The following is a 26,252-nucleotide window of genomic DNA, read 5'->3' as shown; positions in this document are numbered from 1 at the left end:
AATAAAATTATTAATAACTATATATTTTAGGAGTCACTCATGTTTTTACTTGAGCTATTCGTCGTATTGGGATGTATCCTGATCGGTGCTCGTATCGGGGGGATAGGCCTCGGCGTTATGGGCGGTGTTGGCCTTGCAGTACTCAGTTTCATTTTCGGGATTCAACCAACCAGCCCACCAATCAACGTAATGTTAATGATAATGGCGGTTGTGGCAGCCGCAGCCGCCATGCAAGCTTCTGGTGGTTTGGATTACATGATCAAGATTGCCTCTGGGATTTTGCGTAAAAACCCTCGCCACATCACTTTCATTGCTCCTTTAGTAACCTATTTTTTCACAATGATGGCAGGTACTGGCCACGTTGCTTACTCGGTTCTTCCAGTTATTGCAGAAGTGAGCCGTCGTAGTGGTATTCGCCCAGCGCGCCCACTAGGTATGGCCGTTATCGCATCACAATTTGCGATTGTTGCAAGCCCAATTGCGGCAGCGGTTGTCGCTTTGGTTGCCTTCTTGGAACCACAAGGCATCACGCTAGCTGATGTTCTTTCCGTCACTATCCCAAGTACTTTCCTTGGCCTTGCTTGTGCTTGTGTCATTGTCAACAAACTCGGTAAAGAGCTCAAAGACGATCCTGAATACCAACGCCGCATGCAAGATCCTGAATTCCGTAAAGAGATGGAACAAGAGGAAGCGGTTGAAAATATTACCATCACACCACAAGCGAAAAAATCAGTTGGTATGTTCCTATTTGGTGCGCTGACGGTTGTTGTCATGGGGGCATTCCCATCACTTCGCCCTCAGTTTGATGGCTCACCGATGGGTATGGCACACACTATTGAAATCGTCATGCTAACGGTTGCAGCTCTTATTATTTTAATCTGTAAACCAGACGGAAATGCAATTAGCCAAGGTTCTGTATTCCACGCCGGTATGCGTGCGATTGTTGCTATTTTCGGTATTGCTTGGTTAGGCGATACCTTCATTGGTGGCCATGCTGCAATGGTCAAAGAAGCGGTATCGGGTCTAGTAGAAGTTGCACCATGGACATTTGCATTCGCACTATTTGCTCTATCAGTAATGGTAAACAGCCAAGGTGCAACCACTGCAGTTCTTGTACCTGTGGCGATTGCTTTAGGGCTTCCGCCAGCAATTATTATTGCAACCTTCGTTGCGGTTAATGGTTACTTCTTTATTCCAAACTACGGCCCTATCATCGCGTCAATTGACTTTGATCGAACGGGTACCACGAATATAGGTAAGTACATCTTCAACCACAGCTTTATGCTCCCAGGCTTACTAAGTATGGTATTTAGCATTGCGTTTGGTCTGCTACTATCGAATGTCATGATCTAATCGAATAGACTTTCGTTCTGGATAAAGAGAAGTGACACCACTTCTCTTTTTATTCTCCTCAAAAATATCGCTTTTTCCTCTTCTAATCCCCACCATATCCGCAACTTAATGTTAACCATTTAATTTACAGCCCCCCATCCTTTATCCTTATTTGATATAAATCAAATATTACTTAATTAATCCATAAACATTATAAAATTTCATTTTGCATAAAATTCCACACATTTATTCGCTACACACTCTAGATAACCTAAAATAAAAGAATCGTAGATAAACCATCAGCATAGATAACCAATTTAATCACACTAATACCCCGATAATTTTCAGTGTAATTATTGAGCAATAAATTAGTACAATAAAAATGTGAACAGTCGCTAGGTTAGAGTTAAAAATGAGATTTAAAATACCCAACAGATAAATAAAAGTTCAAGTCTAATATCTGATTTAATTTAAAAATCAAAAATATAAACGTTTGTTTTAATTAATTATTAAATTAACTGATCAATTCGAATTTTATTACATTTATTGATTTACCTTTTTAGGATCAGCTGTTTATTTTTGACTCGCGAATTCACACTGATCTGCCTAGGGGCATTGACGTGAAAGGAGATGGCTATGACGACCGAAACGATTAACAAGGCAGAAAAAGGCGGCTTCTTTGCCAACTTTAAGTTCCCTTCCGCCTACACCATTTTATTTATTCTTATTGCGCTAGTGGCTCTGTTCACATGGATTATTCCAGCAGGCCAATACGACCGAGCAATGAATGAAGAATTAGGCCGAGAAGTACCGGTTACCGGCACCTATCAAACGGTAGAAGGTAACCCTCAGGGTGTGATTGATGTACTACTAGCACCGATTGACGGCTTCTACGACCACAATAGCTATGAAGCTGCGGCAATCGACGTTTCGCTGTTCATTCTAATCATTGGGGGCTTCTTAGGGCTAGTCACTAAAACCGGTGCGATTGATGCCGGTATCGAACGCGTCACCGCCCGCTTAGAAGGGCGAGAAGAGTTGATGATACCAATACTGATGGCACTGTTTGCCGCGGGCGGTACTGTCTACGGCATGGCGGAAGAATCACTGCCCTTCTATACCTTGCTAGTCCCTGTGATGATGGCTGCTCGCTTTGATCCTCTTGTGGCTGCTGCAACGGTACTGCTTGGCGCGGGCATTGGGGTACTAGGCTCAACCATTAACCCATTCGCGACCGTTATCGCTGCCAACGCCTCTGGTATTCCATTTACAGACGGCATCGTGCTGCGTGTTGGCATGCTGATTGTTGGTTGGGGTATCTGTGTTGCCTACGTCATGCGCTACGCAAGAATGGTGCAAGCCGACCCAAGCAAATCAATAGTGTACGACAAATACGAAGAGAACAAAGCGCACTTTCTTGGCAACGCAAGTGGCGAAAAACTTGAATTCACCGCAACACGTAAACTGATTCTGGCCATTTTTGGCGGCTCATTCGCGGTAATGATTTACGGTGTATCCGTTGCTGGGTGGTGGATGGCCGAGATCTCAGCCATGTTCTTAGCGGCGACCATCATCGTTGGTATTGTGGCCCGCATGAGTGAAGAAGAGTTTACTTCGAGTTTCATTGATGGTGCTCGAGACCTACTGGGCGTGGCGCTTATCATCGGTATTGCGCGTGGTATTGTGGTGGTAATGGACCGCGGTATGATCACCGACACCATTCTCTTCTCTGCAGAACAAATGGTCACCGGGCTGTCTTCGGTTATCTTTATTAACGTGATGTTCTTCTTAGAGATTCTATTGTCATTCTTAGTACCGTCAACATCAGGTTTAGCGGTGCTCACCATGCCAATCATGGCACCACTGGCCGACTTTGCTGGCGTAGGTCGCGACCTTGTAATCACCGCTTATCAATCGGCCTCTGGCTTGGTGAACTTAATCACACCGACCTCTGCAGTGGTAATGGGTGGCTTAGCGATTGCTCGTGTCCCTTACGTGCGCTGGGTTAAGTGGGTAATGCCACTAATCGGTATCTTGATGGTGTTCTGCATCATTGTACTGAGTATTGGTGCGCTGATCTAACTCAAAGCACTTCACTCCTTTCTCATCCAAAGCCGCTTCTCATAGCGGCTTTTTTATGGCTTCCTCTCCCCATGCCCCCCTACTACTGAAGTAGCATCTCGAAGCCATACACGCGATATTCAAGGTATCTTCTGTTCGTAACAAAGCTCTGCTCAACCAAACCCAAAGCACTCGCAATAGAAGAGTCACCCTACTTTTCAATATCAAATTAGATTGATGAAATAACACGCTATTTTCAGCCATGATTTTTAAATAAATAATTAGTCACTTATTAGCGTTAATTATATTTAAAGTCATTTGCAGCCTAATAAACAAACGAAAACTAATGACCTTTTTTATAAAAAAACACACTTAAACAGCCGACTTAAAAGTGTGATCACAACAGCTTTATTCGCATTTACTTTGTTAATAAATAATTAATTCCATATCCAAAATTAAATATCTAAATAAAAACACTGCATACTTCCAAGCTAAGCACACTCTTATCAATAAAAATATTCTGCATATATTCCCTCGTAAATTAGATTCTAGTAAGTTTCGTCAAAAAAACGTGCATAAAGTTCCCCAACAGCTAATTATTTAGAATGTATTAGCCGTGACTAAAAGTGCATAAAGTTTGTTAAAACCCTTAATTTTAAAGGGCTGCGAGAGAAAAAACGATTTGTGATAGATCTCTAAGAATACCTGACTAGCAGGCGTAATATTAATTCCAGACAAGAGATATGAATAAATAATTCATTCTTCTCAACTGAAAATAAATAATTACTCTTAGTGATAAAAGTAATTCAAATATATAAGAGAGAGACGATCATGAGTAAGTTCTATGTAGGTTCTGAAATAGGTCAATTACGCCGCGTTCTAGTTCACCGTCCAAGACGCGCACTGACTCACCTAACACCCTCTAACTGTCACGATTTGCTGTTTGATGACGTACTGGCTGTTGAGCGCGCAGGTAAAGAGCATGACGCATTTACTCAAACGCTACGTGATCAAGGTGTTGAAGTTCTTCTTCTTACTGACTTGCTAGCAGACACACTAGCCGTGCCAGAAGCGAAAGATTGGCTACTAAACTGCCAAGTATCTGATTACCGTTTGGGTAAAACATTCGCCAATGATGTGCGCTGCTACTTAAGCGACTTACCAAACCTAGAGCTAGCAAAAATTCTAACGGGCGGTCTGTCTTACGCTGAGATGCCAATGAAATCGTCTTCAATGATGCAAGGCATGCACGCACCAACCGACTTTATTATCGAACCTCTACCAAACCACCTATTTACTCGCGACACGTCTTGCTGGGTATACGGCGGTGTCTCTATCAACCCGATGGCGAAACCTGCTCGTCAACGTGAAACCAACCACGTGCGCGCTATTTATCGCTGGCACCCAACATTCGCGGGCCAAGACTTTATTAAATACTTCGGCGATGAAGAAAATATCAGCTACGACAACTCAACGATTGAAGGTGGTGACGTTCTTGTTATCGGTCGTGGCACAGTGCTTATCGGTATGTCTGAACGTACCACAGCACAAGGTGTTGAGCACTTAGCATCGAGCCTATTCAAACACGGTCAAGCGAAACAAGTTATCGCCATGCAGCTACCAAAACATCGCTCTTGCATGCACTTAGACACGGTAATGACTCACATGAACGAGGATACATTCTCTGTTTACCCTGAGGTGGTTAGTCAAGACGTGCAGTGCTGGAGCCTAACTGGCGATGAATCAGGCACTGTGAATGTGAAAGAAGAAGGCTACTTCGTAACAGCTATCGAAAAAGCACTTGGCGTAGACAAGCTAAATCTCATCACGACAGGTGGTGACAACTTCCATGCAGAACGTGAACAGTGGAACGATGCGAACAATGTGCTGACAGTTAAACCAGGCGTCGTTATTGGTTACGAAGGCAACACCTACACCAACGAAAAATACGACAAAGCAGGCATCACGGTTCTTTCTATCCCTGGAGACGAACTTGGCCGCGGTCGCGGTGGCGCACGCTGCATGAGCTGCCCAATTGAGCGTGATGGTATCTAATCACTAAGACGAAACGGCCAAGCTAAGCCATTTACAAGTTTACGTAAAATCAATAGCTTGGCCAAAATGAGAGAACACAATTATGACTAAGCAAACTGTTGTTGTTGCACTCGGCGGTAACGCCCTACTTCGTCGCGGTGAGCCGTTAGAAGCCGATGTTCAACGCCGTAATATTGAAACAGCGGTTAAAACCATCTCTGAAATCGCGAAAGTGTACAACGTGGTTCTAGTGCACGGTAATGGCCCACAAGTTGGCTTACTTGCTCTACAAGGTTTGGAATACAAAAAAGTAAACCCGTATCCGCTGGATGTCTTGGGCAGTGAGACTCAAGGCATGATCGGCTACATGCTGATGCAAGAGTTCAAAAACTACCTGCCTAACCGAAACATCTCGTGCATGTTGACGCAAATGACGGTTGATCCAAACGATCCTGCGTTTTCCGATCCAACCAAGCCGATTGGCCCGATCTACGAAGAAGCAGAAGCGCGTGAACTAGCGGAGAAGTTCCACTGGATTGTTAAACCCGACGGTCAACATTTCCGCCGCGTTGTACCAAGCCCACGCCCTACCGGCATTGTTGAGCACGAAGCGATCACACAACTTATCGATGCGGGTCACCTCGTGATTTGTACTGGTGGCGGTGGCATCCCAGTGAAAAAAGAGAACGGCAAATTAGTCGGTGTCGAAGCCGTTATCGACAAAGACATGTCAGCGGCTTTTTTGGCGAAACAACTGGATGCGGACGCACTGCTTATTTTGACTGATGCCGACGCTGTTTACCTTGATTGGGGTAAGCCAACTCAACACGCACTGCGCAGCACCACACCAAGCGAACTGGCGAAATTCGAATTTGATGCGGGCTCAATGGGGCCAAAAATTGAAGCATCGTGTGAATTCATTCAGCAAGGCGGCAAAGTGGTGGGTATCGGCGCACTCGAAGATGGTTTGCAAATCCTGCAAGGCCAAGCGGGCACCAATATCACCAAAGGTTAACGCGCTAACGGGCTTTATTATCTTGAAAAACTTAAAGCTTTATAAGCTTAAACCTTGAGAGCTTTTAAACCTTGTGAAAACAGAATTAAACGAAACAAACAGAACCGAATAAATTGACTAAAAAATTAAATCGCGCTTTCTTGAATTTTCTTTCCCTGTAGCAAGAAAGCGCCTAAATCTAAGAAGGAATACATCATGGCTTTTAACCTACGCAATCGTAACTTCCTAAAACTACTAGATTTCACTCCACGCGAGATTCAACACTTGTTAGATCTTTCAATGGAGCTTAAAAAAGCGAAGTACAACGGTTACGAACAGCCAACACTGACTGGCAAAAACATTGCGCTTATCTTTGAAAAAACCTCCACTCGTACTCGTTGTGCATTCGAAGTTGCCGCATTCGACCAAGGTGCTCGCGTCTCTTACTTAGGCCCATCTGGCTCTCAAATTGGCCACAAAGAATCAATGAAAGATACCGCTCGCGTTCTTGGCCGTATGTACGACGGCATCGAATACCGCGGCTTCGGCCAAGAAATCGTCGAAGAGTTAGGCGCTTATGCTGGCGTACCAGTGTGGAATGGTCTGACTGACGAATTCCACCCAACACAAATCCTTGCAGACTTCCTAACCATGACGGAATTCGGCCGTGGTAAACAGCTACACGAAATCAGCTTTGCTTACCTAGGCGATGCTCGCAACAACATGGGCAACTCTTTGATGGTTGGCGCTGCGAAAATGGGCATGGACATTCGCCTTGTCGCGCCGAAACAGTTCTGGCCACAAGAAGAGCTTTTAGCTCAATGTCGTGAAATCGCAGAGCACACTGGCGGCAACATCACACTGACTGAAGATGTTCAAGAAGGCGTGCAAGGCTGTGACTTCCTATACACCGATGTTTGGGTATCAATGGGCGAAGCAAAAGAAGCGTGGGCTGAGCGTATTAACTTAATGATGCCTTACCAAGTCAACATGGAAATGATTAAAGCGACGGGTAACCCACATGTGAAATTCATGCACTGCCTACCGGCTTTCCATGGCGAAGATACGACTGTAGGCAAACAGCTTGCTGCTGAATATCCGCAACTAAAAGACGGCGTTGAAGTAACCGATGAAGTGGTTGAGTCTGAATACTCTATCGTGTTCGATGAAGCTGAAAACCGCATGCATACCATCAAAGCCGTGATGGTTGCAACATTAGGCAGTTAATAAGCTAAGCAACTAAATAGCTAAGCACGCACTTGTTGGCAAGACATTGACAAGTTAAGTGCAATAACAGGGAAATGCGGGTGGCGTTCTTGGGAATTTGACCTTGAATAAAGCCCGCATTTTTTTTCATGAACTTGAAGAAACCCTTCCCTAAAAAAGCCTAAGATTTTCTGTTTCAACAAGGGTTTAAACAAAAGCAAAATGCAGACGTTATTTCGCATAAAAATCCATTAAATGAATACTTTACAGAAAGTATTGCATGGTATTTTTATCTGAGTATAATCCTCCGCAATTTGTCTTAAGAGAACAAAAAATGAACTGCAATTCTGTCGCACATGATTGTCAAACTACACGCCAAAGAGTGGCGTTGGTGTCATTTTTATTTTGCTCTATTGATCGTTTCGAAGCCTCCTATTGTTAGGGGGCTTTTTTTTGTCCGCAATTTGACTGTATGCATAGAAGGAAGACCCGTTATGGCGCATTCGTTATTTAACAAGCACATCATCTCCATACCAGAGCTCACTCGTAATGAATTGGAGCTTATCGTCGACACAGCAGCAAGACTCAAGGCCGAGCCAAACCCAGAGCTGCTAAAAAATAAAGTCGTTGCGAGCTGCTTCTTTGAGCCTTCAACTCGAACTCGCCTTTCATTCGAAACCGCCGTTCAGCGCCTTGGTGGCACGGTCATCGGCTTTGATAATGGCGGTAACACATCGCTGGCTAAAAAAGGCGAAACGCTTGCCGATTCAGTGCAGGTTATTTCCTCTTACGTCGATGCCTTTGTAATGCGTCACCCACAAGAAGGCGCCGCACGTTTAGCCTCTGAATTTTCTAACGGTGTTCCGATCGTCAATGGTGGTGACGGCGCAAACCAACACCCAACACAGACCTTGCTGGATCTGTTCTCGATTTACGAAACACAAGGCACGCTTGATAACCTCAATGTAGCTTTCGTCGGCGACTTAAAATATGGCCGCACTGTGCACTCATTGACGCAAGCGCTCTCAAAATTCAATAACGTGCGTTTCTTCTTTATCGCGCCAGAAGTATTAGAGATGCCCGATTATATCTGTGAAGAATTAGAAGAGATGGGCATCCAATACAGCACACACACCAGCATTGAAGAAGTGGTGCCTGAACTGGATGTTCTGTATATGACTCGCGTACAGAAAGAGCGCTTTGATGCGTCGGAATACGCGCACATGAAATCGGCTTACATTCTTACTGCCGAGACACTGAAAGACGCGCGCAAAAATATGAAAGTGCTACACCCACTGCCACGCGTCGACGAAATCACCACCGACGTCGATAAAACGCCACACGCTTACTACTTCGAACAAGCTGAGAATGGTGTATACGCTCGCGAAGCCCTATTGGCCCTAGTTCTTAACGACACTTTATAAGCAGGAGAAACAGTCATGGTTAAACAAACTCAGCTACAAGTAGAAGCGATCCGTAACGGCAGCGTCATTGACCACATCCCTGCTCACCTTGGTATAAAAATCCTTAAACTGTTTAAGCTGCATAAAACAGAACAACGCATCACCATGGGGTTAAACCTGCCATCATCAGCACTCGGTAACAAAGACCTGATCAAGATTGAGAACATCTTTCTGACCAAGGAACAAGCCAACCAATTGGCTCTGTATGCGCCGCAAGCCACAGTCAACCAAATTGAAGAGTACAAAGTAGTCAACAAGCTAACCCTTGTGCTGCCAGAGCAAATCAACAGTGTGTTCGCTTGCCCAAATAGCAACTGTATTTCACACGATGAACCGGTCGAAAGTAGCTTTAAAGTGCAGCTAAAACACGAAAACGTACAGCTAAAATGTCACTATTGTGAAAAAGTATTCTCTCGCGAGATCATGAGCGAAATTCGCTAACCCTTAGCGCTATTACCTTTGCTACAAAAAACCACTTAATCCTAATGGATATTTATTCTCAACCTGGAATAAATATCCATTCAACCAAAGAATAAAAAACCAAAATAAAAGCACTTAACCAGAATATTGTTTGGTGATCATCTTCAAAAAGATAACTATCCTTTAGTGTTAGACTTAGTGAATAGATGATCATACATCTCGCATACCCTCCCTTCTTTATTTCGGGATTCATCGGTAAGCCCTAATTAATCATTGTACTCTACGGCTTTGGGAGTGCGTTCGACGCTATGGACAAGCGATATCCACACGTTGACCTTAAGGAGTTGTTCATGAACGAAATCACTGAGCACGGTTGCTTGTATTCAGCTGAAGATAAAACACTGACTGCAGCGTGCAAACGCTTGCTACAACAACAAAGCTTCTCGACCCAGAATCAACTGAGAGAGAAACTCGTCGACATTGGCTATATAGGTATTAGTCAATCGACCGTATCTCGCATTTTGTCACAACTCGGCGTTGTAAAAGTTCAAAACGCCTGTGGTAAGAAGGTCTACTGCATAACTGTTGAGAGTGCACCGGTACGTGTCGACGCATCCATCTCCTCGCAAATCGAATTAATTACTCACAACCAAGCTATGGTGATAGTAAAGACTCACCCGGGTTGTGCACAGCTGGTCGCAAGATTAGTCGATATCGACCCACACACTGAAATTATCGGTACCGTTGGCGGCAATGACACGGTGTTAATTATTCCAAAAGACACGATGAATATTGATGCCTGCGAACAAGTGGTAAAAGCACGTTTGGGCGTCGCCTAAGCGTCTCACTTGCACAAAACTAAGCACTTAAATCCATAACTCCCCTTAGATACGGCAAGCCAATGCTTCACTTCTCCAAGGGGATATTTATTTGTCGATGAAACTAATCACAAACTATTACGGTCTGATTGAGTTAAGATACCTTCAACTCCATTTTGATGACTAAATAGTATGCGACGACTTGCCACATTACTTTTTGTTTGTATTTCCCTATTCACCCAGCCTGCGTGGGCGCTTTTTGGAAATGACAACGCCGAGCCAAGCTTCAGAGGCAATAACAATGGTTTTGTCCCTGTAGACCAAGCTTTCCCTTTCAATTACTACCAGCAAGACGGCAAGGTGCTTCTCGACTGGCAAGTAAAAGAAGGCTACTACCTCTACCAACATAGCCTCTCTTTCAGCGGTCAAAATCTCGCGATCGGTAATGTTGAAATAGAAGATGGCCAACCACACCAAGATGAATTTTTTGGTGAGGTGAGCATTTATACTCAACCGTTGTTCGTGCAAGTTCCGCTACAGAGTTACCAAGATGGCTCACAGCTGATCGTTAAATACCAAGGGTGTGCGGACGCGGGTTTCTGCTATCCACCCGAAACTCGAATCATCGACATTGAGCCATTTACGGCTACAGGTTCAGGCGACTCTCAAGCTAATGCCGTGTCGCAAGACTCATCGGCTGCTAGCAATGAGACCGAAGCTTCAACACAACAAGCTTCCCCAAGAGCAGACGTTGCAAGTAACACCACTTCACAATCCAGTGCACCCGTTTCAAAAGACGCAGGCTTAGCAGATAAGCTCGGTGACAGTTGGTGGACACCATTACTATTCTTAGCGCTCGGTGTTGGTTTAGCCTTTACGCCGTGTGTTCTGCCTATGTATCCAATTCTAACGGGTATCGTTTTAGGTGGTGGCAAGCTCAGCCAAGGTCGTGCGCTGATGCTGTCGTTCATTTATGTGCAAGGCATGGCGTTAACCTACACCTTATTGGGTTTAGTGGTTGCCTCTGCGGGTATGCAGTTCCAAGCTGCGATGCAACATCCTTACGTATTAATTGCGTTGAGCGTTCTGTTCGTGGCGTTGGCGATGTCGATGTTTGGCGTTTATAACCTGCAACTGCCGAGCAGTATCCAAACTTGGCTCAACAACCAAAGTAACAAGCAACAAGGTGGCAATACCTTGGGGGTGTTCGCGATGGGTGCGATCTCGGGCTTGGTGTGTTCACCTTGTACCACTGCGCCACTGTCGGGTGCGCTGTTGTACGTGGCTCAAAGTGGTGACCTATTTACCGGTGCTATTGCTCTGTACGCCTTAGCCATGGGTATGGGTATCCCGCTGATCTTGGTGGCGGTATTTGGTAATAAACTTCTGCCGAAAGCAGGCAGTTGGATGGACAAGGTGAAGATCGTATTTGGATTTATCTTGCTGGCAGCTCCTATCTTCTTACTAGAGCGCATTATCCCTGAGTTATGGGCAACCGTGCTTTGGTCTGGCCTTGGCTTCATCGCCTTTGGTTGGCTGTACCACAGCAAGAATGCACTGCCATTCGGCGGTTGGAAGCAGAGCGCTGTGGGCATCATCGCGATGCTTGGCCTGTTCGCTTCCGCACAACCGGCGTTGAACTATTGGTTTGCGGAGAAGAGCATAACGGTAGAGCAACAGCATATCCAATTTGCACGCATCAATACCGTTGAAGAGCTCGAAATCCAACTCATCGAAGCGAAAAAACTGGGTAAACCTGTGATGCTCGATTTCTACGCCGATTGGTGTGTGGCGTGTAAAGAGTTTGAGAAGTACACCTTCCATCAAGCCGATGTCGAAAACAAACTATCTGACTTCGTACTGCTGCAGGCTGACGTAACGAGAAACATGCCTCAAGACATTGAACTGCTTAAACAATTACAGGTACTCGGCTTGCCAACGATTGAGTTCTGGGATGGCGAGGGTAACCATGTTCCAAATGCTCGTGTCACTGGTTTTATGCCTGCCGATGTATTCTTAAAACACATGCAAGACCACCAGCTATAACGACGACATTCATCTAAAGAAAAGCCCAAACGAAAGCCGCACTGCCCCTCGGTAACGAGATGACAGTGCGGCTTTTTTATTATTCAGAGTAACACTTTCTTATTCTGGGGATAAAAGTCGATATGGTTCAGACTTTTCATGCATAGATATTGTCCACATACTCAATCAGGATGATAATAAATCTTAACTAAATTGTTAAAAGTATGAACGTCATGGATTCGACCTATACCATCATCATTGCTGATGACCACCCTCTCTTCCGCAACGCCCTGTTTCAGTCAGTTCATATGGCGATCAGTGGCGCGAACCTTCTTGAAGCCGATTCTCTGGATGCCTTGCTGACTTTACTAAAGAAAGAAGATGAGCCCGACCTCTTGTTACTCGACCTTAAAATGCCAGGTGCAAATGGGATGTCAGGTTTAATTCAGCTGCGCGCTGAATACCCAGATTTACCGATTGTCGTGATCTCAGCCAGCGAAGATGCCAGCGTGGTCAGCCAAGTTAAAAGTCATGGCGCTTTTGGCTTTATTCCTAAGTCGAGTGATATGCGTGAACTCTTGAGTGCACTCAACCAAGTTCTCAACGGTGATCCATTCTTCCCTGAAGGGCTCATCACCAATAATGCGGCTTGTAGCGACCTTGCAGAAAAACTCTCCACACTGACCCCTCAACAATATAAGGTCTTGGGAATGCTATCTGATGGTCTACTTAACAAGCAAATTGCCTATGAATTGAATGTATCAGAAGCGACCATAAAAGCACATATGACCGCTATCTTCCGTAAACTGGACGTGAAAAACAGAACTCAAGCCGTTATCTTGCTACAAGAAGTCCACAATTAGGCTTCACTAATATCCTTTTCTAAAGTCGTCTTTGGTAAACATAAGCCCAGCTTGACGACTTGATAATCATTGACCTCAGCGACCACCCAATTAATGTCATGCCACTCAAAGCTGTCACCCAATACTGGATATACACCAAGCTCTTGTTCTACTAACTGTTTTAGCGTCATTTCTCGCTCTTCTTCCGAGCCAAGCTCAATACCATACCAGTCACTTACCGCAGTAATTGATAAGCTAACATCCAGGAAGAAATCACCAAAAAATCGTGCCGTTTCTTCGGCTAACGGAGCTTCACTGAATAGCTGGCTTAAACTACCTAAGTCTTTATCTTGGCCCAGTACGCACAGAATATCATTGGCCTCTAATACTGTACTGCCCGATGGGTGAAGCAAGACATCTTGTCGAAATAGTGCGGTAATTCGCGTTCCTTCAGGCATAGACAAACGCTTTAGAGGCTCGCCAATACACCACTTTTCGTCTTTCAGCTTGTAAACAAACATCTCCCACTCACTGGTAGGGTAGATCTCAATCCCCGTGCGAGAAATCGGTGTCGGCGTTGGTGGTAGCGTCACCTGAGCTAATCGAGCAACTTTCATCAAGCTACCACCTTGAACAATCAACGAAACCATCACCACGAAGAAGGCGATATTGAAATACAGCTGCGCATTTGGCAAACCAGCCATCATCGGGAAAACCGCTAAAATGATCGGTACTGCGCCACGTAAACCAACCCAAGACACAAACCAACGCTCTTTGGTGGTAAAGTTTCTGAACGGCAGTAAACCCAACCAAACAGACACTGGACGAGCAAACAAAATCATACCGAAAGCAAGCACAAGTGCCGGTACTGCTATGTCCATCAACGTCGATGGTGTCACTAATAAACCCAACACCAAGAACATCACGATCTGGCTTAACCACGTCATCCCATCAAGAACATTGAGAATAGAATGTCGAGAGCGAGTCGGGCGATTTCCGATGAACAGACCTACGAGGTAAATCGATAAAATCCCGCTGCCGCCGAGCATGTTAGAGAATGCAAACAGAGCAATGCCACCACTGAGCACTAAAATAGAATAAAGACCATCAGCCAGCTGCACTCGATTAATTGATTTCCACAGAATCCAACCACCGCCAATTCCGACAACAATGCCGATACCAAACTGCATTACAAAACTTTTGAGTAGGAAAGCTCCCCCCATATCGGCATCTGGGTTGCCCAACAGTGCGATTAAAGTCACCGTCAGAAAGACCGCCATTGGATCGTTAGTGCCGGATTCGATCTCTAGTGTTGAACCCACACGCTCATTGAGACTCTGCCCTTTCAACAAAGAAAATACCGCAGCAGCATCGGTTGAACCGACAATCGCTCCAACCAAAATCCCCTGCATAAACGAAAGGTCAAATAACCAAGCTGCCATTAGACCCGTTAAGGTTGCAGTACATGCTACCCCTACGGTTGCCAACGAGAGTGATGGCCAAAAAGCCACTTTGAAACTCGCAACTTTGGTTCGCATACCGCCATCCAGAAGAATTACGGCAAGCGCAAGGTTACTCACCAAGTATGTCAGTGAATAATCATCGAACTTAATGCCACCGAGTCCATCTTCACCCGCTAACATACCAACGAAAAGGAAGATCAAAAGAATAGGAATGCCCAATCGAGAGGACACTGGTGAGAAAAGCACACTGATGGAGATTAATACTGCACCAGTTAAAAACAAGTGGTTGATAGTTATTGCGTCCAATTCGTTCCCCTAAAGAATACAACACCGTGCTTTAAGCATGTCAAACGTTTGCCGTAAAGCAATGCACGGTCGGTGAACATGCCTTTTTACTATAACAAAATTATATCGTTGTTCATGACATATACGGGTTCAGAGACAATTTATCTGTCATTTCATTGTTAAATTTTATGACCAACGCACTAATTCAGACTTTTTTGTTAGACCTTTGGCTAATTTAACAACATTGCAACATCACATTTTTTTGCACTTATGGCTTCTCAGTCCCAAATTTCAGTACATTAGCGTTAATAATGTCCCGACTAAAGTTGCACAGATACCTTGACTTATCCTTGCTACATTCTAAATCGTAACATTACATTAACATATTAATTTATAAAGACACGGTTTCTACGAAAACGGAATAAAGGAGAAGGCAATGGCGTTCGAATCTACGGAACATGCTCAAGCCTACTGGAAAGAAAACTTGGGGATTATGGGAACACTGCTCGCGACCTGGTTCGCAGTGTCTTACGGCGCTGGCATCTTATTTGTGGATGCCCTTAACACCGTTCAGTTTGGCGGGTTCAAGCTCGGCTTTTGGTTCGCTCAACAAGGTTCGATATACACCTTCGTTGCGCTGATATTTATTTACGTTGTACGCATGAACGCGCTCGACAAAAAATACAACGTACAGGAAGACTAGAGGCTAGAACATGGATATTCAAACTTGGACGTTTATTCTCGTCGGTATTACTTTTGCAGTATATATCGGCATCGCAATCTGGGCTCGTGCAGGGTCAACCAGTGAATTCTACGTTGCTGGCGGTGGTGTACACCCAGTAGCAAACGGCATGGCGACTGCCGCTGACTGGATGTCGGCAGCATCATTCATCTCAATGGCAGGTATCATCTCATTCGTTGGTTACGACGGTGCGGTTTACCTAATGGGTTGGACAGGTGGTTACGTACTACTGGCGCTATGTTTAGCACCTTACCTACGTAAGTTCGGTCAGTTTACGGTTCCTGATTTCATCGGTGAGCGTTACTACTCGAAAACAGCCCGTATGGTCGCGGTATTCTGTGCAATCTTCGTATCATTCACGTACGTTGCAGGTCAGATGCGTGGTGTAGGCGTTGTATTCTCTCGTTTCCTAGAAGTCGACATTAACCTAGGTATCATCATTGGTATGGGTATTGTGTTCTTCTACGCAGTACTGGGTGGCATGAAAGGCATCACTTATACGCAGGTAGCTCAATTCTGTGTCCTCATTTTCGCCTTCCTTGTCCCTGCTATCTTTACTTCAATTATGATGACGGGTAACCCGCTACCACAAGTTGGCATGGGTTCGACGATCACAGGTACTGATGTTTACCTACTTGATAAACTGGATGGCCTCACCGAAGAGCTCGGATTTACCGCCTATACCGAAGGTAACAAGAGCACTGTCGACGTCTTCTTCATCTGTGCGGCTCTAATGGTTGGTACAGCCGGTCTTCCACACGTAATCATTCGTTTCTTCACGGTACCAAAAGTACGTGATGCACGTATCTCAGCGGGTTGGGCTCTACTGTTCATCTCATTGTTATACACAACAGCACCAGGCGTTGCAGCCTTCGCTCGTGTAAACATGATCGAGACAATCAACGGCCCAGACATGCAAGGTGTCACCGCAGTAGACGCGCCAAGCTGGTATAAAAACTGGGAAAGCACTGGCCTAGTGGGCTGGGAAGACAAGAATGGCGATGGCAAAATGTTCTACTCGGGCGATGAACGAAACGAGATGAATATTAACCGTGACATCATTGTACTGGCTTCTCCAGAGCTAGCAAAACTACCAAACTGGGTTGTAGCACTACTGGCCGCCGGTGGCCTAGCAGCCGCACTATCAACAGCCGCTGGTCTACTATTGGTAATCTCAACGTCGATTTCACATGACTTGTTGAAGAAAGGCTTCAGACCAAACATGACCGACAAGCAGGAGCTGTTAGCCGCTCGTTTGGCCGCCATGGTCGCGATTGTGGGTGCCGGTTACTTAGGTATTAATCCACCAGGCTTCGTAGCTCAGGTAGTAGCATTTGCCTTCGGCCTTGCCGCCGCATCTTTCTTCCCTGCCATCATCCTAGGTATCTTCTACAAGAAGATGAACAAGGAAGGCGCGATTGCGGGTATGTTGACGGGTATCGCCTTTACGGCAAGCTACATCATCTACTTCAAGTTCATTAACCCTGCAGCAAGCACACCTGAAAATTGGTGGTTTGGTATCAGCCCTGAAGGCATCGGTACGCTAGGTATGTGTCTAAACTTCGTCGTATCAATTGCAGTGAATAAAGTGACAGCTGAAGTTCCTGAAGATGTACAAGAGATGGTTGAGTCTATCCGCTACCCTAAAGGTGCTGGTGAAGCTCACGACCACTAAGCAGAGATGTTTAGAAAAAATGAATCAGTACTTACATTGTAGGGATTAGGTACTGAATCTCAGAAAGCCGATACTTCATGTATCGGCTTTTTCTTTTCCCCCTTTCATTTTATAAAAAGAAAAATAAAGGGTTGTTTTTAAAACCTCATTTGATAATAATTATCATTAACATCCAATGAAGAGATGCAAATGATGATAAAAGAACAGCAGGGTCTCTATTCGAGGTTTTACAAAGCACAAGATCGCTTTGCTTCATTAGAACAAGTTCAAGGCCACGAGCCGTTTGTGATTCGAGACTACATCGAGTGTGCGCTTACGCTTTCTACTTATTATGAAAGGCATGCCACCCAAGAAAATACCTTGCTGTGTGAACTGTACCTGCGCCAAGTGTTCTTCCATTTAATTGAAGCAATCGAATCACCAGGTCGCAGTTTCACCTTTCGTCATATCTGCCTAGACTCTATTCACGCGCCACTATTTTATTTAAAACGCCATTATTGCCAGCAACCACAGGGCCAAGCGCGTTTTTTGAATCTCAGCCAAATACTACAACAAGTCCAAGCGCCACTTGGCTAATAAGGATAGAAGATGACCCAAAAATTTCGGATTGAAAAAGACAGCATGGGCGAAGTGAAAGTCCCTGCTGATGCGCTATACCAAGCACAAACTCAACGTGCTGCAGATAACTTCGCTTTTAGCTCACACAAGATGCCAACCAGCTTTATTCAAGCACTGGCATTCATTAAGCAGGCCGCCGCTGACACCAACGCTCAGTTAGGTTTATTGGAAGGTGATATTGCCAACGCGATAGCCGAAGCCAGCCAAGAGATCATCGAGGGTAAACACCTCGAGCAATTTCCTATTGACGTCTATCAGACGGGCTCTGGCACCAGCTCCAACATGAATGCCAATGAAGTGATTGCGACACTCGCTTCAAGAAGCTTGCAAGGCGACGTGAACCCCAATGATCACGTAAACATGGGGCAAAGCAGTAATGACGTGGTGCCAACCGCAATCCAAGTCAGTGTCGCTCTGATGGCAGAAAATAAGTTGTTGCCGGCATTAACCCACCTTTCTGCAGCGCTTGCTGTAAAACAACATGAGCTTGCTAAGATAATCAAAACTGGCCGTACCCACCTAATGGATGCGATGCCGATAACCTTTGCTCAAGAGCTTGGTGGTTGGAAGTGTCAGATAGAACACGCCAAGCAAGCGATTGAAAGCAGCTTGCCAGCAATCAAGGCACTTGCTCAAGGTGGCACAGCGGTAGGTACAGGGATCAATGCTGAGCCACGCTTTGCCGATAAGTTTGCGATCAATCTTTCTCAATCGACAAAGATCAGTTTTACCTCAAGTGAAAACTTCTTTTTTAACCTCAGCAGCCAAGATGCGATCGTAGCATTCTCTGGCCAGCTAAAAACGGCAGCCGTTGCGATCATGAAGATCTCAAATGATCTTCGCTGGATGAACTCAGGGCCACTGGCCGGCTTGGGTGAAATTGAATTGCAGGCACTACAGCCGGGCTCATCTATCATGCCGGGTAAAGTGAACCCTGTGATTCCAGAAGCCGCAGCAATGGCGGCGGCGCAAGTGATTGGTAACGACACTACCATCACTGTCGCAGGCCAATCGGGCAACTTCCAACTGAATGTGATGCTGCCTGTGATTGCTCATAACGTATTAGAAAGTATTGAGCTGCTAGCAAACAGTTCCGTCGCATTGGCTGATAAAGCGATTGCTACCTTCACGGTACGACAAGACAACCTTGATTTAGCGCTTTCAAAGAACCCAATTCTCGTCACGGCACTTAACCCTGTGATTGGTTACTTGAAGGCGGCTGATATTGCTAAAAAGGCTTACAAAGAAGGATTACCGATCCTTGATGTCGCCGAAAGAGAAACCGATCTTAGCCGAGAAGAACTCAGCAAGCTGCTTGACCCAACCACACTGACGCAGGGTGGTATTGCCGGCTAGTTAGCAAGCTGACAGGCATTTGCTGAAACTCGCTGAAATAGCAGAGACAAAAAAAGGCCTCATACGAGGCCTTTTTCATATCTTGGATGTTAATTTCATTAACTCACACGATTCAGTACCGCTCTGAGTTTGAGCGGCTTCACAGGCTTAGCGATAAAACTAAAGTTGTTAGCCTTTATCGCTGCCAACATATCATCGGTTCTATCGGCACTGATGATGACGCCTTCAAAAGAATCTCCAAGGCGTAAACGACACTGTTGTAACACTTCCAGACCCGTTCGATCATTATCGAGACGATAATCCGAGAAGATCACATCTGGCTGCCAATCATTCTCTAGGCACTTCAAACTTTCGACTAAGTCGACAGCGGTCTTCACTTCACACCCCCAACGGCCTATCAAGTTCTCCATGCCAACTAAGATTTCTCGTTCATTATCGACACATAGTATTTTTAGGTGTTCGATATCGCTAGTGGCCATTGGAGCTGAAACTTGAACAACCGGAGCCACCTTTTCTGCTCTCGCTAAGGTGATAGAAAAAACGCTGCCTTGCCCCGGCCATGAGCGCATCGATATTTGATGACCGAGTACTTGAGCAATACCTTTAGAGATAGCTAACCCTAAACCCAAACCTTGATCGGCGCGCACTTGGCTACCACGAGTAAACTCTTCAAAGATCTCTTGCTGTTTATCTTCATCAATACCGGTTCCATTATCCCATACATCGATTCGAACCTGACCGTTAACTCGTTTCGCTCCGAGTATCACTTTACCTTCTGGGTTATAACGAAATGCATTGCTCAAAAAGTTCTGAATAACACGCCTTAATAACTTCGGATCAGAGTGAATAAATAGCGACGATGGGACCATCTTAAACTCAATGTTCTGCTGAGTGGCTAGGGCGTTAAACTCGGCATTCAAATTGGCTAGTACATCACGCACTGCGATCGCGTGGGTGTTGGTTTCTAATTTCCCCGATTCCAATCGAGAGATATCCAGCAGGTCACCAATCAGATCTTCCGCGGCTCCGAGTGCACTCTCGATATGGGACGAAAGCTGCTTCACTTCTTGCTCTTTTGCCATCTCAGAAAGTGACGAAGCAAACAAGCGTGCCGCATTCAATGGCTGCATCAAATCGTGGCTTACTGCCGCGAGAAAACGACTCTTAGATTGAGATTCTTGATCAGAGATCTGTGTTGCCTTGACCAAGCGATGGTTAAGCTTTTCTAATTCTTGAGTTCGCTCGTGTACTCGCAACTCTAAGGTTTCATTAGCATCTTTTAGCGCTTGCTCTGCTTGTCTGAATACCGTGATGTCGGTAAAGCTCATCACAAAACCACCACTTGGCATCGGATTACCTTGCACTTCAATGACTCGTCCATCGGGGCGAATACGTGAAGAGGTATGTCGAGTACCTTGTTCAAGGTGATAGACACGACGTCGAACGTGATCTTCTGGGTCACCCGGGCCACATAGACCTTGCTGCGCATTGTGACGAATCACATCTGAAATGGGTCGGCCAACTTGAATCAAGCCTGCAGGGAATTCAAACAGTTCTAAATAACGTTGATTCCACGCCACCAACCTCATTTGTTTATCGATCACTGCGATGCCTTGGCCAATATGTTCAATCGCACCTTGCAATAAGCCACGGCTGAAATCGTACAGCTCAGAGGCTTCATCAACGATAGTCGCGACCTCTTCAAGCTGCATGTTTCTTCCGCGCAAAGCGGAAGTAAGTACTAACTTAGCAGAAGAAGCACCGAACACCCCAGCGAGTACGCGCTCTGCATGTCGGATCAGGCTTGCTGGTGCTTGTTGGTTAGGAAGCAGCGGCTGTCCGTGTTGCTGCCAATAACTGTGTAAGGCACTTTTCGCACGCTTTCGGCCCACAAAACGCGACGCCAACATCTCTAATTCAGCCACCGTCACGCGGCTCTGATACAGACTGATGTTCTCATTTTCAGGTAACGGTGTGCCAATAAAAGTGGCTGATTGCAAGCGCTCACTTAGGCTTGGTCTGGTCGATATCGAGACCACCGCATAGCACAAGGTATTGAGTAAAATGCTCATCACAATTCCCCAGTTTGAGCTGCTGACACCCCAGCTAATCAGCAGTTCAGGGGGCGTGATGATCCACAGTAGTAAGTTACTCTCACTATCGCCAGCCAGCATACTGGTTTGACTCATCAGGGTAATAAGCCAGACCACCGAGCCGACAAGCAACCCCACATAAACCCCCTTTCGATTTCCGGGGCGCCAATACAAACCACCAATTAATGCTGGAGCAAACTGAGCAATAGCCGCAAACGAAAGAAACCCGATCGCCGACAGTGAATGAATGGTATCGAGTGCCTGATAAAACGCCCACGCACCAAGTAAAAGCAATAGGATTAATCCGCGACGAATCACCAACAACAAACCAGAAAAATGCTTATGCGTTCTCTGAGTTAGGCGCATACGACGCAACAACAACGGCATCACTAAATCATTCGACACCATGATCGCTAATGCGATAGTCGATACGATCACCATCCCACTCGCAGCTGATGTGCCGCCCAGAAAAGCGAGCAAAGCAATGTGGTTCGCTCCTACCGCCATTGGCACACTTATCACATAAGTATCTGCTGGCATGTTAGTGAGTAACCCCTGACCGGCCCAGGCAATGGGTAGTACAAACAACCCCATCAAGATCAAGTAAACCGGAAATAACCAACGTGCTGTGTGTAAATCCTGAGGGCGTTCGTTCTCCACAACCATGGTATGAAACTGACGCGGTAAACAAACAATCGCCAACATGGTCAAAACGGTATGAATGACTAAGGTAGGAATATTGGGGGATTCATACGTGGATGCTGCAACATCAAGCAAGTCAATTTTATCGTGACTCATCGCCAGATAAATAATAAACAAGCCGACAATCAAGAATGCCGCAAGCTTAACAATAGATTCAAACGCCACAGCCATCATCATACCGCGGTGATGTTCTGTGTTATCGATGTGCCGGGTACCAAACAGCATGGTAAAAATGGCCAATGCACCGACCACAAACCAAGAAACGTGATAGTCCTGATAGCCAAAATCAGTGGCTAGGTTGGGCGCAACAATATCCAATCCCATGGTAATGCCACGAAGTTGCAGTGCGATATAAGGAAGGATACCCACCACAGCAATAATGGTGACAGCAACGGCTAAGCCTTGAGATTTTCCGTAGCGAGCCGCGATAAAGTCGGCAATAGAAGTGATGTGCTCGCGCTTCGCAATAAGGATCAGCCGAGCTAAGATCCGCCACCCCAACGTAAACACTAAAATGGGGGCGAGATAGATAGGAAGAAAAGACCAAGGGTTATCACTCGCCTGCCCGACCGTCCCATAAAACGTCCAAGAGGTACAATACACCGCAATGGAGAGACTATAAATCCATGGGCGCCAACGCGAAAGCCAACGCACCTGTCGGTCTCCATACCAAGCGATCAGAAATAACACGCCCAAGTAGGCTAAAGAGACTGGAATTACTATCCATCCTTGCATTAACAACCCTTTTTCATCCATAAAAAAACCTCTCCATAAGGGAGAGGTTTCATTTAACTAAGGATGCACCATTAACTCAATCGCATCACTTAAATTCTGTGCTTTGGGCTTTAATAATGTACTTCGCCACTAACTTTTTGCTTCAAGTTGTTCAGACCCAACTTGATTAACTTCAACAACCGAGCTTCTTTCATCAAGCTTAATAAATAACGCAAGAGCCCCCATCGCAGCCATACCCCAGAAAATATTAGCCCCCCATAACTCATAGCCCCAGCCACTCAACGTTGTCATTAGAGCAATAAACGCCCCCAATGGAATGGCGTTATAAAGCGCTTGTAAAGCCACCATTTTGTTTTGCTCTTCAGACTGAATGTACTGAATCGCCGCAATATGAGCCATTGCGAATGTCACGCCGTGCAACAGTTGAACCAAAATCAAAGCACCAATTGCCGTAGTCGATGCCGTAATTCCCCAACGAGCCATTACCCCTATTGCCGCGACCACAAAAAGAGTACGCAGTGACCAACCAGAAAATAAACGCTTACTTAAAGCAAACACAGCCACCTCTGCGACAACACCTAGGCTCCACAAATAACCGATGATCGCCTCTGAGTGCCCTGCTTCTTTCCAATAAATCGCACTAAAGCTGTAATAAGCCGCATGGCTACCTTGCAACAACGCCATCAAGGCTAAGAATTTCACCACTGACGACTCACGTAGTAACTCACCTAACTTCGGTCGCACCGTTTGTTGCTCAGATTGCGTTACTGGCATCACGTTAGGGCTTCTCATCGCCAACACCAGTGACAACAACACGCCCGCAAGTGCTGTATACAAAATCATGTCTGTGCCAAATTCAGCAACCAGATAGCCAACCACTGTAGAGCCCGCGATAAAGGCAATCGAACCCCATAATCGAGTACGTCCATAATCAAGCATTTTTAGGCGGCTGTAATGATTCGCCATGGCGTCAGACAACGGAATAATTGGGCCACAACATAGATTGAATAATACCGTGGCTAGCAACATCAGCAGAAAGCTGCCACCGGTGAAGAAGTGGAAACCGACAAACAAGAGCGCGGCAAAACTCAGACAACGCAGAGCTGGCATTAAGTGCTCCACTTTATGGATGCGCGGCGTAATCACTAGGTTTGCAACACAACGCGTCGCAAAGCCGATACCAATTAAAACCCCAATATCACCAGCCGAGACGCCTTGATCTTCAAACCACAACGCCCAAAATGGCAAATAAACACCATAGGCAAAAAAGAAACCAAGGAAATACTGGGAAATCCAACCATAAGGTGAAGGGCTAAACATAAATGACCTATAAAGTGTATGGAAAAAGGCAGCACCAATTATGCCTATCTCGCATACAATGAAAAAGGGAATTATTACTAAGATAGCGTTCCCATATTGACTCAACTCGTCACTTCACTCTCCAACAAAATCATACTTCAACCGAGAACTGCATTTGCGTTTAGACTAAAGTCGTCTGGAGGTTCGCTGGTAATTTGTCAGACTGAAAAGAGATTCCTAATTCTTTCGATGTTTATGCCTGATAAATTTAATATGCAGCACCCACCCTTCGATAGCCTGTCCGATACAGAACAGCTAACGCTGCGATCATCATTAGATGTGGTTTACTACCGAACACACGAAGTGATATTGGAGGCCGACCGACCAAGTCGTCATTTGCATATTCTTATTAAAGGGGCTGTTGAAGAACGAGCCAGCAGCGATGGGGAAATCTACGCGCACTATGCCAATGACGATATTTTTGATGTCCGTAGCCAGTTTGAGTCTCATACCAAGCACCAATATGTCGCGCTTGAAGATACCTTAAGTTATTTGCTGCCAACCGATGTATTCCTTGAGCTTTACCATGCCAACGGCCAATTTGCGGCTTATTTTGATAGCAACCTATCGACCCGAAAAGCACTGATTGAAGCCGCTCAACAGCAACAGAATCTTGCCGAGTTCATACTAACCAAAGTAGACGACTCTATTTATCACCCACCGCTAATATTGGAACCAACCCAGCCGATTAACCAAGTCACTCAAACCCTAAAAGAACAGGGATTAGATTCGGCCTTAGTCCACCTAGATCATCATCAACTCAATACTTTTGGAACATCATCTATTTTCCCGTATGCCATCGTCACTCGGACCAATTTATTGCATGCAGTGATGCTCGACAATCGCCCGCTCGATAGCGCAGTTGGCGAGATAGCAACTTTCCCAGTGTTGCACGTTAACCAAGGTGACTTCTTGTTCAATGCCATGATTACTATGACCAGAAACAAGGTGAAAAGGCTGATGGTTTGTGATGACCAAAATGCTGTGGGTATGTTGGACATGACGCAGATTCTCAGTGCGTTCTCAACTCACTCGCACGTGCTGACTTTGCGAATCGCGCGAGCCACCAGCATTGAAGAATTGGCAATGGCTTCTAACAAACAGCGTCAACTGGTCGAGAGCTTGCTCAGTAACGGGATTCACACACGCTTTATCATAGAGCTGATTTCTGCTGTTAATGAACAGATCATAGAGAAAGCATTTGAGTTGGTTATCCCACCAGCGCTGCACAATCATTGCTGCTTAATCGTGTTGGGCTCAGAAGGGCGTGGAGAGCAAATTCTCAAAACCGATCAAGACAACGCTCTGATTATTCAAGATGGTTTGGAGTGGCATCAATGCCAAAGTGCCATGAACGACCTCACCCACACATTGCAGCAATTGGGCTATCCACTCTGCCCTGGCAACGTGATGGTCAACAATCCGAAATGGGTACACTCACAGCAAGAATGGAAACACATCCTCACGAGTTGGGTGAAGAAAGCCTCTCCCGATAGCGTGATGGAGGTTGCGATTATGGCGGATGCGCACGCCGTCGCGGGTAATAGAGAATTATTAAAACCGGTGAAACAGCACCTCAGTGATTTAATGCTCGGACAAGAGTTGATTCTGACCGAGTTCTGCCGTCCAGCCCTGAACTTTTCAGTTCCCTTGACCCTGTTTGGTAACGTGAAACAGTCCAAATCAGGGCTCGACATCAAACAAGGCGGTATTTTCCCTATCGTGCATGGCATTAGAGCACTCTGTCTTGAACACGGCGTGACCGTAAACAACACCTTTGAGCGCATTGAACAGCTAGTCAGCAAGAACGTACTAGAACAAAGCACAGCCGATAACCTCGGTGAAGCGCTCAAACAGTTCTTTAAGTGGCGTTTGGCCCAGCGACTATCACAACAGCACAGCAGTAATAAGATCAACATTAAATTGATGGATCGAGCAGACAGAGATTTGCTGCGTCATAGCCTGCATGTCGTTAAAAAGTTCAAGCAATGGCTCGGCTATCACTATCAGATACGGGATTAGACGACTG

General features: G+C 45.6%; 18 protein-coding genes. 15 read left to right on the top strand and 3 right to left on the bottom strand.

What is annotated here, in order from left to right:
* Positions 1–39: 39 nt before the first annotated feature.
* From OCT63_RS04660 to OCT63_RS04615, 10 genes are all read left to right on the top strand, one after another.
* Entirely contained in the window at positions 40–1,353 is a 1,314-nt protein-coding gene (locus tag OCT63_RS04660; protein ID WP_017055878.1) for an anaerobic C4-dicarboxylate transporter family protein, read from the top strand.
* Positions 1,354–1,968: 615 nt separating this feature from the next.
* The gene (locus OCT63_RS04655; RefSeq protein WP_060468778.1) at positions 1,969–3,414 is read left to right on the top strand and encodes a YfcC family protein; all 1,446 of its coding nucleotides are present in this window, start codon (positions 1,969–1,971) and stop codon (positions 3,412–3,414) included.
* A gap of 810 nt (positions 3,415–4,224) precedes the next feature.
* Positions 4,225–5,448 (top strand): arginine deiminase, encoded by a 1,224-nt coding sequence (gene arcA, locus OCT63_RS04650; RefSeq protein WP_017055880.1) that lies wholly within the window; start codon positions 4,225–4,227, stop codon positions 5,446–5,448.
* 82 nt (positions 5,449–5,530) lie between these two features.
* Positions 5,531–6,442, top strand: a complete 912-nt coding sequence (arcC, locus tag OCT63_RS04645) for a carbamate kinase (protein WP_269983303.1) — start codon at positions 5,531–5,533, stop codon at positions 6,440–6,442.
* A gap of 195 nt (positions 6,443–6,637) precedes the next feature.
* Positions 6,638–7,648 carry an ornithine carbamoyltransferase gene (gene argF / locus OCT63_RS04640; RefSeq protein WP_017055883.1) on the top strand — a complete coding sequence of 337 codons (1,011 nt, stop codon included), beginning with the start codon at positions 6,638–6,640 and terminating at the stop codon, positions 7,646–7,648.
* 473 nt (positions 7,649–8,121) lie between these two features.
* Entirely contained in the window at positions 8,122–9,051 is a 930-nt protein-coding gene (pyrB, locus tag OCT63_RS04635; protein ID WP_060468780.1) for an aspartate carbamoyltransferase, read from the top strand.
* Positions 9,052–9,066: 15 nt separating this feature from the next.
* A complete protein-coding gene (pyrI, locus tag OCT63_RS04630) occupies positions 9,067–9,531 on the top strand; it encodes an aspartate carbamoyltransferase regulatory subunit (RefSeq protein ID WP_269983302.1) in 465 nt (154 codons plus the stop codon).
* Between the two features lie 329 nt (positions 9,532–9,860).
* Positions 9,861–10,349 (top strand): arginine repressor, encoded by a 489-nt coding sequence (locus OCT63_RS04625; RefSeq protein ID WP_017055885.1) that lies wholly within the window; start codon positions 9,861–9,863, stop codon positions 10,347–10,349.
* 171 nt (positions 10,350–10,520) lie between these two features.
* The gene (locus OCT63_RS04620) at positions 10,521–12,374 is read left to right on the top strand and encodes a protein-disulfide reductase DsbD (RefSeq protein WP_269983301.1); all 1,854 of its coding nucleotides are present in this window, start codon (positions 10,521–10,523) and stop codon (positions 12,372–12,374) included.
* 212 nt (positions 12,375–12,586) lie between these two features.
* Positions 12,587–13,216 carry a response regulator transcription factor gene (locus OCT63_RS04615; protein WP_046225019.1) on the top strand — a complete coding sequence of 210 codons (630 nt, stop codon included), beginning with the start codon at positions 12,587–12,589 and terminating at the stop codon, positions 13,214–13,216.
* On the opposite strand, the gene OCT63_RS04610 is transcribed toward OCT63_RS04615, so the two are convergent.
* Positions 13,213–14,964: a potassium/proton antiporter gene (locus tag OCT63_RS04610; protein WP_161680501.1), complete on the bottom strand. Its 1,752-nt coding sequence runs from the start codon at positions 14,962–14,964 to the stop codon at positions 13,213–13,215. The two genes, OCT63_RS04615 and OCT63_RS04610, sit on opposite strands and share 4 nt — an antisense overlap.
* A gap of 415 nt (positions 14,965–15,379) precedes the next feature.
* Here OCT63_RS04610 and OCT63_RS04605 point away from each other — a divergent pair, with 415 nt between their 5' ends.
* The 4 genes from OCT63_RS04605 (at position 15,380) to OCT63_RS04590 (ending at position 19,334) form a co-directional block, all read left to right on the top strand.
* Positions 15,380–15,646, top strand: coding sequence for a DUF4212 domain-containing protein (locus OCT63_RS04605; RefSeq protein ID WP_017055889.1), 267 nt, complete (start codon positions 15,380–15,382; stop codon positions 15,644–15,646).
* Positions 15,647–15,656: 10 nt separating this feature from the next.
* Positions 15,657–17,360, top strand: a complete 1,704-nt coding sequence (locus tag OCT63_RS04600) for a sodium:solute symporter family protein (RefSeq protein ID WP_017055890.1) — start codon at positions 15,657–15,659, stop codon at positions 17,358–17,360.
* 189 nt (positions 17,361–17,549) lie between these two features.
* Positions 17,550–17,936, top strand: coding sequence for a hypothetical protein (locus tag OCT63_RS04595; protein WP_269983300.1), 387 nt, complete (start codon positions 17,550–17,552; stop codon positions 17,934–17,936).
* A gap of 12 nt (positions 17,937–17,948) precedes the next feature.
* Positions 17,949–19,334, top strand: coding sequence for a class II fumarate hydratase (locus OCT63_RS04590; protein WP_269983299.1), 1,386 nt, complete (start codon positions 17,949–17,951; stop codon positions 19,332–19,334).
* A 98-nt stretch (positions 19,335–19,432) separates the two neighbouring features.
* Here OCT63_RS04590 and OCT63_RS04585 read toward each other — a convergent pair whose 3' ends face one another.
* Both OCT63_RS04585 and OCT63_RS04580 read right to left on the bottom strand, forming a co-directional pair.
* Positions 19,433–22,864: a hybrid sensor histidine kinase/response regulator gene (locus OCT63_RS04585; protein ID WP_443088542.1), complete on the bottom strand. Its 3,432-nt coding sequence runs from the start codon at positions 22,862–22,864 to the stop codon at positions 19,433–19,435.
* A 129-nt stretch (positions 22,865–22,993) separates the two neighbouring features.
* Positions 22,994–24,184: a 3-phenylpropionate MFS transporter gene (locus OCT63_RS04580; RefSeq protein WP_161680456.1), complete on the bottom strand. Its 1,191-nt coding sequence runs from the start codon at positions 24,182–24,184 to the stop codon at positions 22,994–22,996.
* A gap of 228 nt (positions 24,185–24,412) precedes the next feature.
* Between OCT63_RS04580 and OCT63_RS04575 the strand changes: the two genes are divergently transcribed.
* On the top strand, positions 24,413–26,245 hold the full coding sequence (locus OCT63_RS04575; RefSeq protein ID WP_269983297.1) for a DUF294 nucleotidyltransferase-like domain-containing protein: 1,833 nt from the start codon (positions 24,413–24,415) through the stop codon (positions 26,243–26,245).
* Positions 26,246–26,252: the final 7 nt, after the last annotated feature.

Source organism: Vibrio sp. RW, from assembly GCF_027587105.1.
GTDB lineage: Bacteria > Pseudomonadota > Gammaproteobacteria > Enterobacterales > Vibrionaceae > Vibrio > Vibrio toranzoniae.
The sequence above is the reverse complement of the archived record's forward strand: the minus strand, read 5'-3'. Positions and strand labels throughout refer to the sequence as shown.

What these genes read in the sequence shown, in the direction of transcription:
- OCT63_RS04660 (WP_017055878.1), top strand. Translation starts at nt 40, where the DNA reads ATGTTTTTACTTGAGCTATTCGTCGTATTGGGATGTATCCTGATCGGT.
- OCT63_RS04655 (WP_060468778.1), top strand. Translation starts at nt 1,969, where the DNA reads ATGACGACCGAAACGATTAACAAGGCAGAAAAAGGCGGCTTCTTTGCC.
- arcA (WP_017055880.1), top strand. Translation starts at nt 4,225, where the DNA reads ATGAGTAAGTTCTATGTAGGTTCTGAAATAGGTCAATTACGCCGCGTT.
- arcC (WP_269983303.1), top strand. Translation starts at nt 5,531, where the DNA reads ATGACTAAGCAAACTGTTGTTGTTGCACTCGGCGGTAACGCCCTACTT.
- argF (WP_017055883.1), top strand. Translation starts at nt 6,638, where the DNA reads ATGGCTTTTAACCTACGCAATCGTAACTTCCTAAAACTACTAGATTTC.
- pyrB (WP_060468780.1), top strand. Translation starts at nt 8,122, where the DNA reads ATGGCGCATTCGTTATTTAACAAGCACATCATCTCCATACCAGAGCTC.
- pyrI (WP_269983302.1), top strand. Translation starts at nt 9,067, where the DNA reads ATGGTTAAACAAACTCAGCTACAAGTAGAAGCGATCCGTAACGGCAGC.
- OCT63_RS04625 (WP_017055885.1), top strand. Translation starts at nt 9,861, where the DNA reads ATGAACGAAATCACTGAGCACGGTTGCTTGTATTCAGCTGAAGATAAA.
- OCT63_RS04620 (WP_269983301.1), top strand. Translation starts at nt 10,521, where the DNA reads ATGCGACGACTTGCCACATTACTTTTTGTTTGTATTTCCCTATTCACC.
- OCT63_RS04615 (WP_046225019.1), top strand. Translation starts at nt 12,587, where the DNA reads ATGGATTCGACCTATACCATCATCATTGCTGATGACCACCCTCTCTTC.
- OCT63_RS04605 (WP_017055889.1), top strand. Translation starts at nt 15,380, where the DNA reads ATGGCGTTCGAATCTACGGAACATGCTCAAGCCTACTGGAAAGAAAAC.
- OCT63_RS04600 (WP_017055890.1), top strand. Translation starts at nt 15,657, where the DNA reads ATGGATATTCAAACTTGGACGTTTATTCTCGTCGGTATTACTTTTGCA.
- OCT63_RS04595 (WP_269983300.1), top strand. Translation starts at nt 17,550, where the DNA reads ATGATGATAAAAGAACAGCAGGGTCTCTATTCGAGGTTTTACAAAGCA.
- OCT63_RS04590 (WP_269983299.1), top strand. Translation starts at nt 17,949, where the DNA reads ATGACCCAAAAATTTCGGATTGAAAAAGACAGCATGGGCGAAGTGAAA.
- OCT63_RS04585 (WP_443088542.1), bottom strand. Translation starts at nt 22,864, where the DNA reads ATGCAAGGATGGATAGTAATTCCAGTCTCTTTAGCCTACTTGGGCGTG.
- OCT63_RS04580 (WP_161680456.1), bottom strand. Translation starts at nt 24,184, where the DNA reads ATGTTTAGCCCTTCACCTTATGGTTGGATTTCCCAGTATTTCCTTGGT.
- OCT63_RS04575 (WP_269983297.1), top strand. Translation starts at nt 24,413, where the DNA reads ATGTTTATGCCTGATAAATTTAATATGCAGCACCCACCCTTCGATAGC.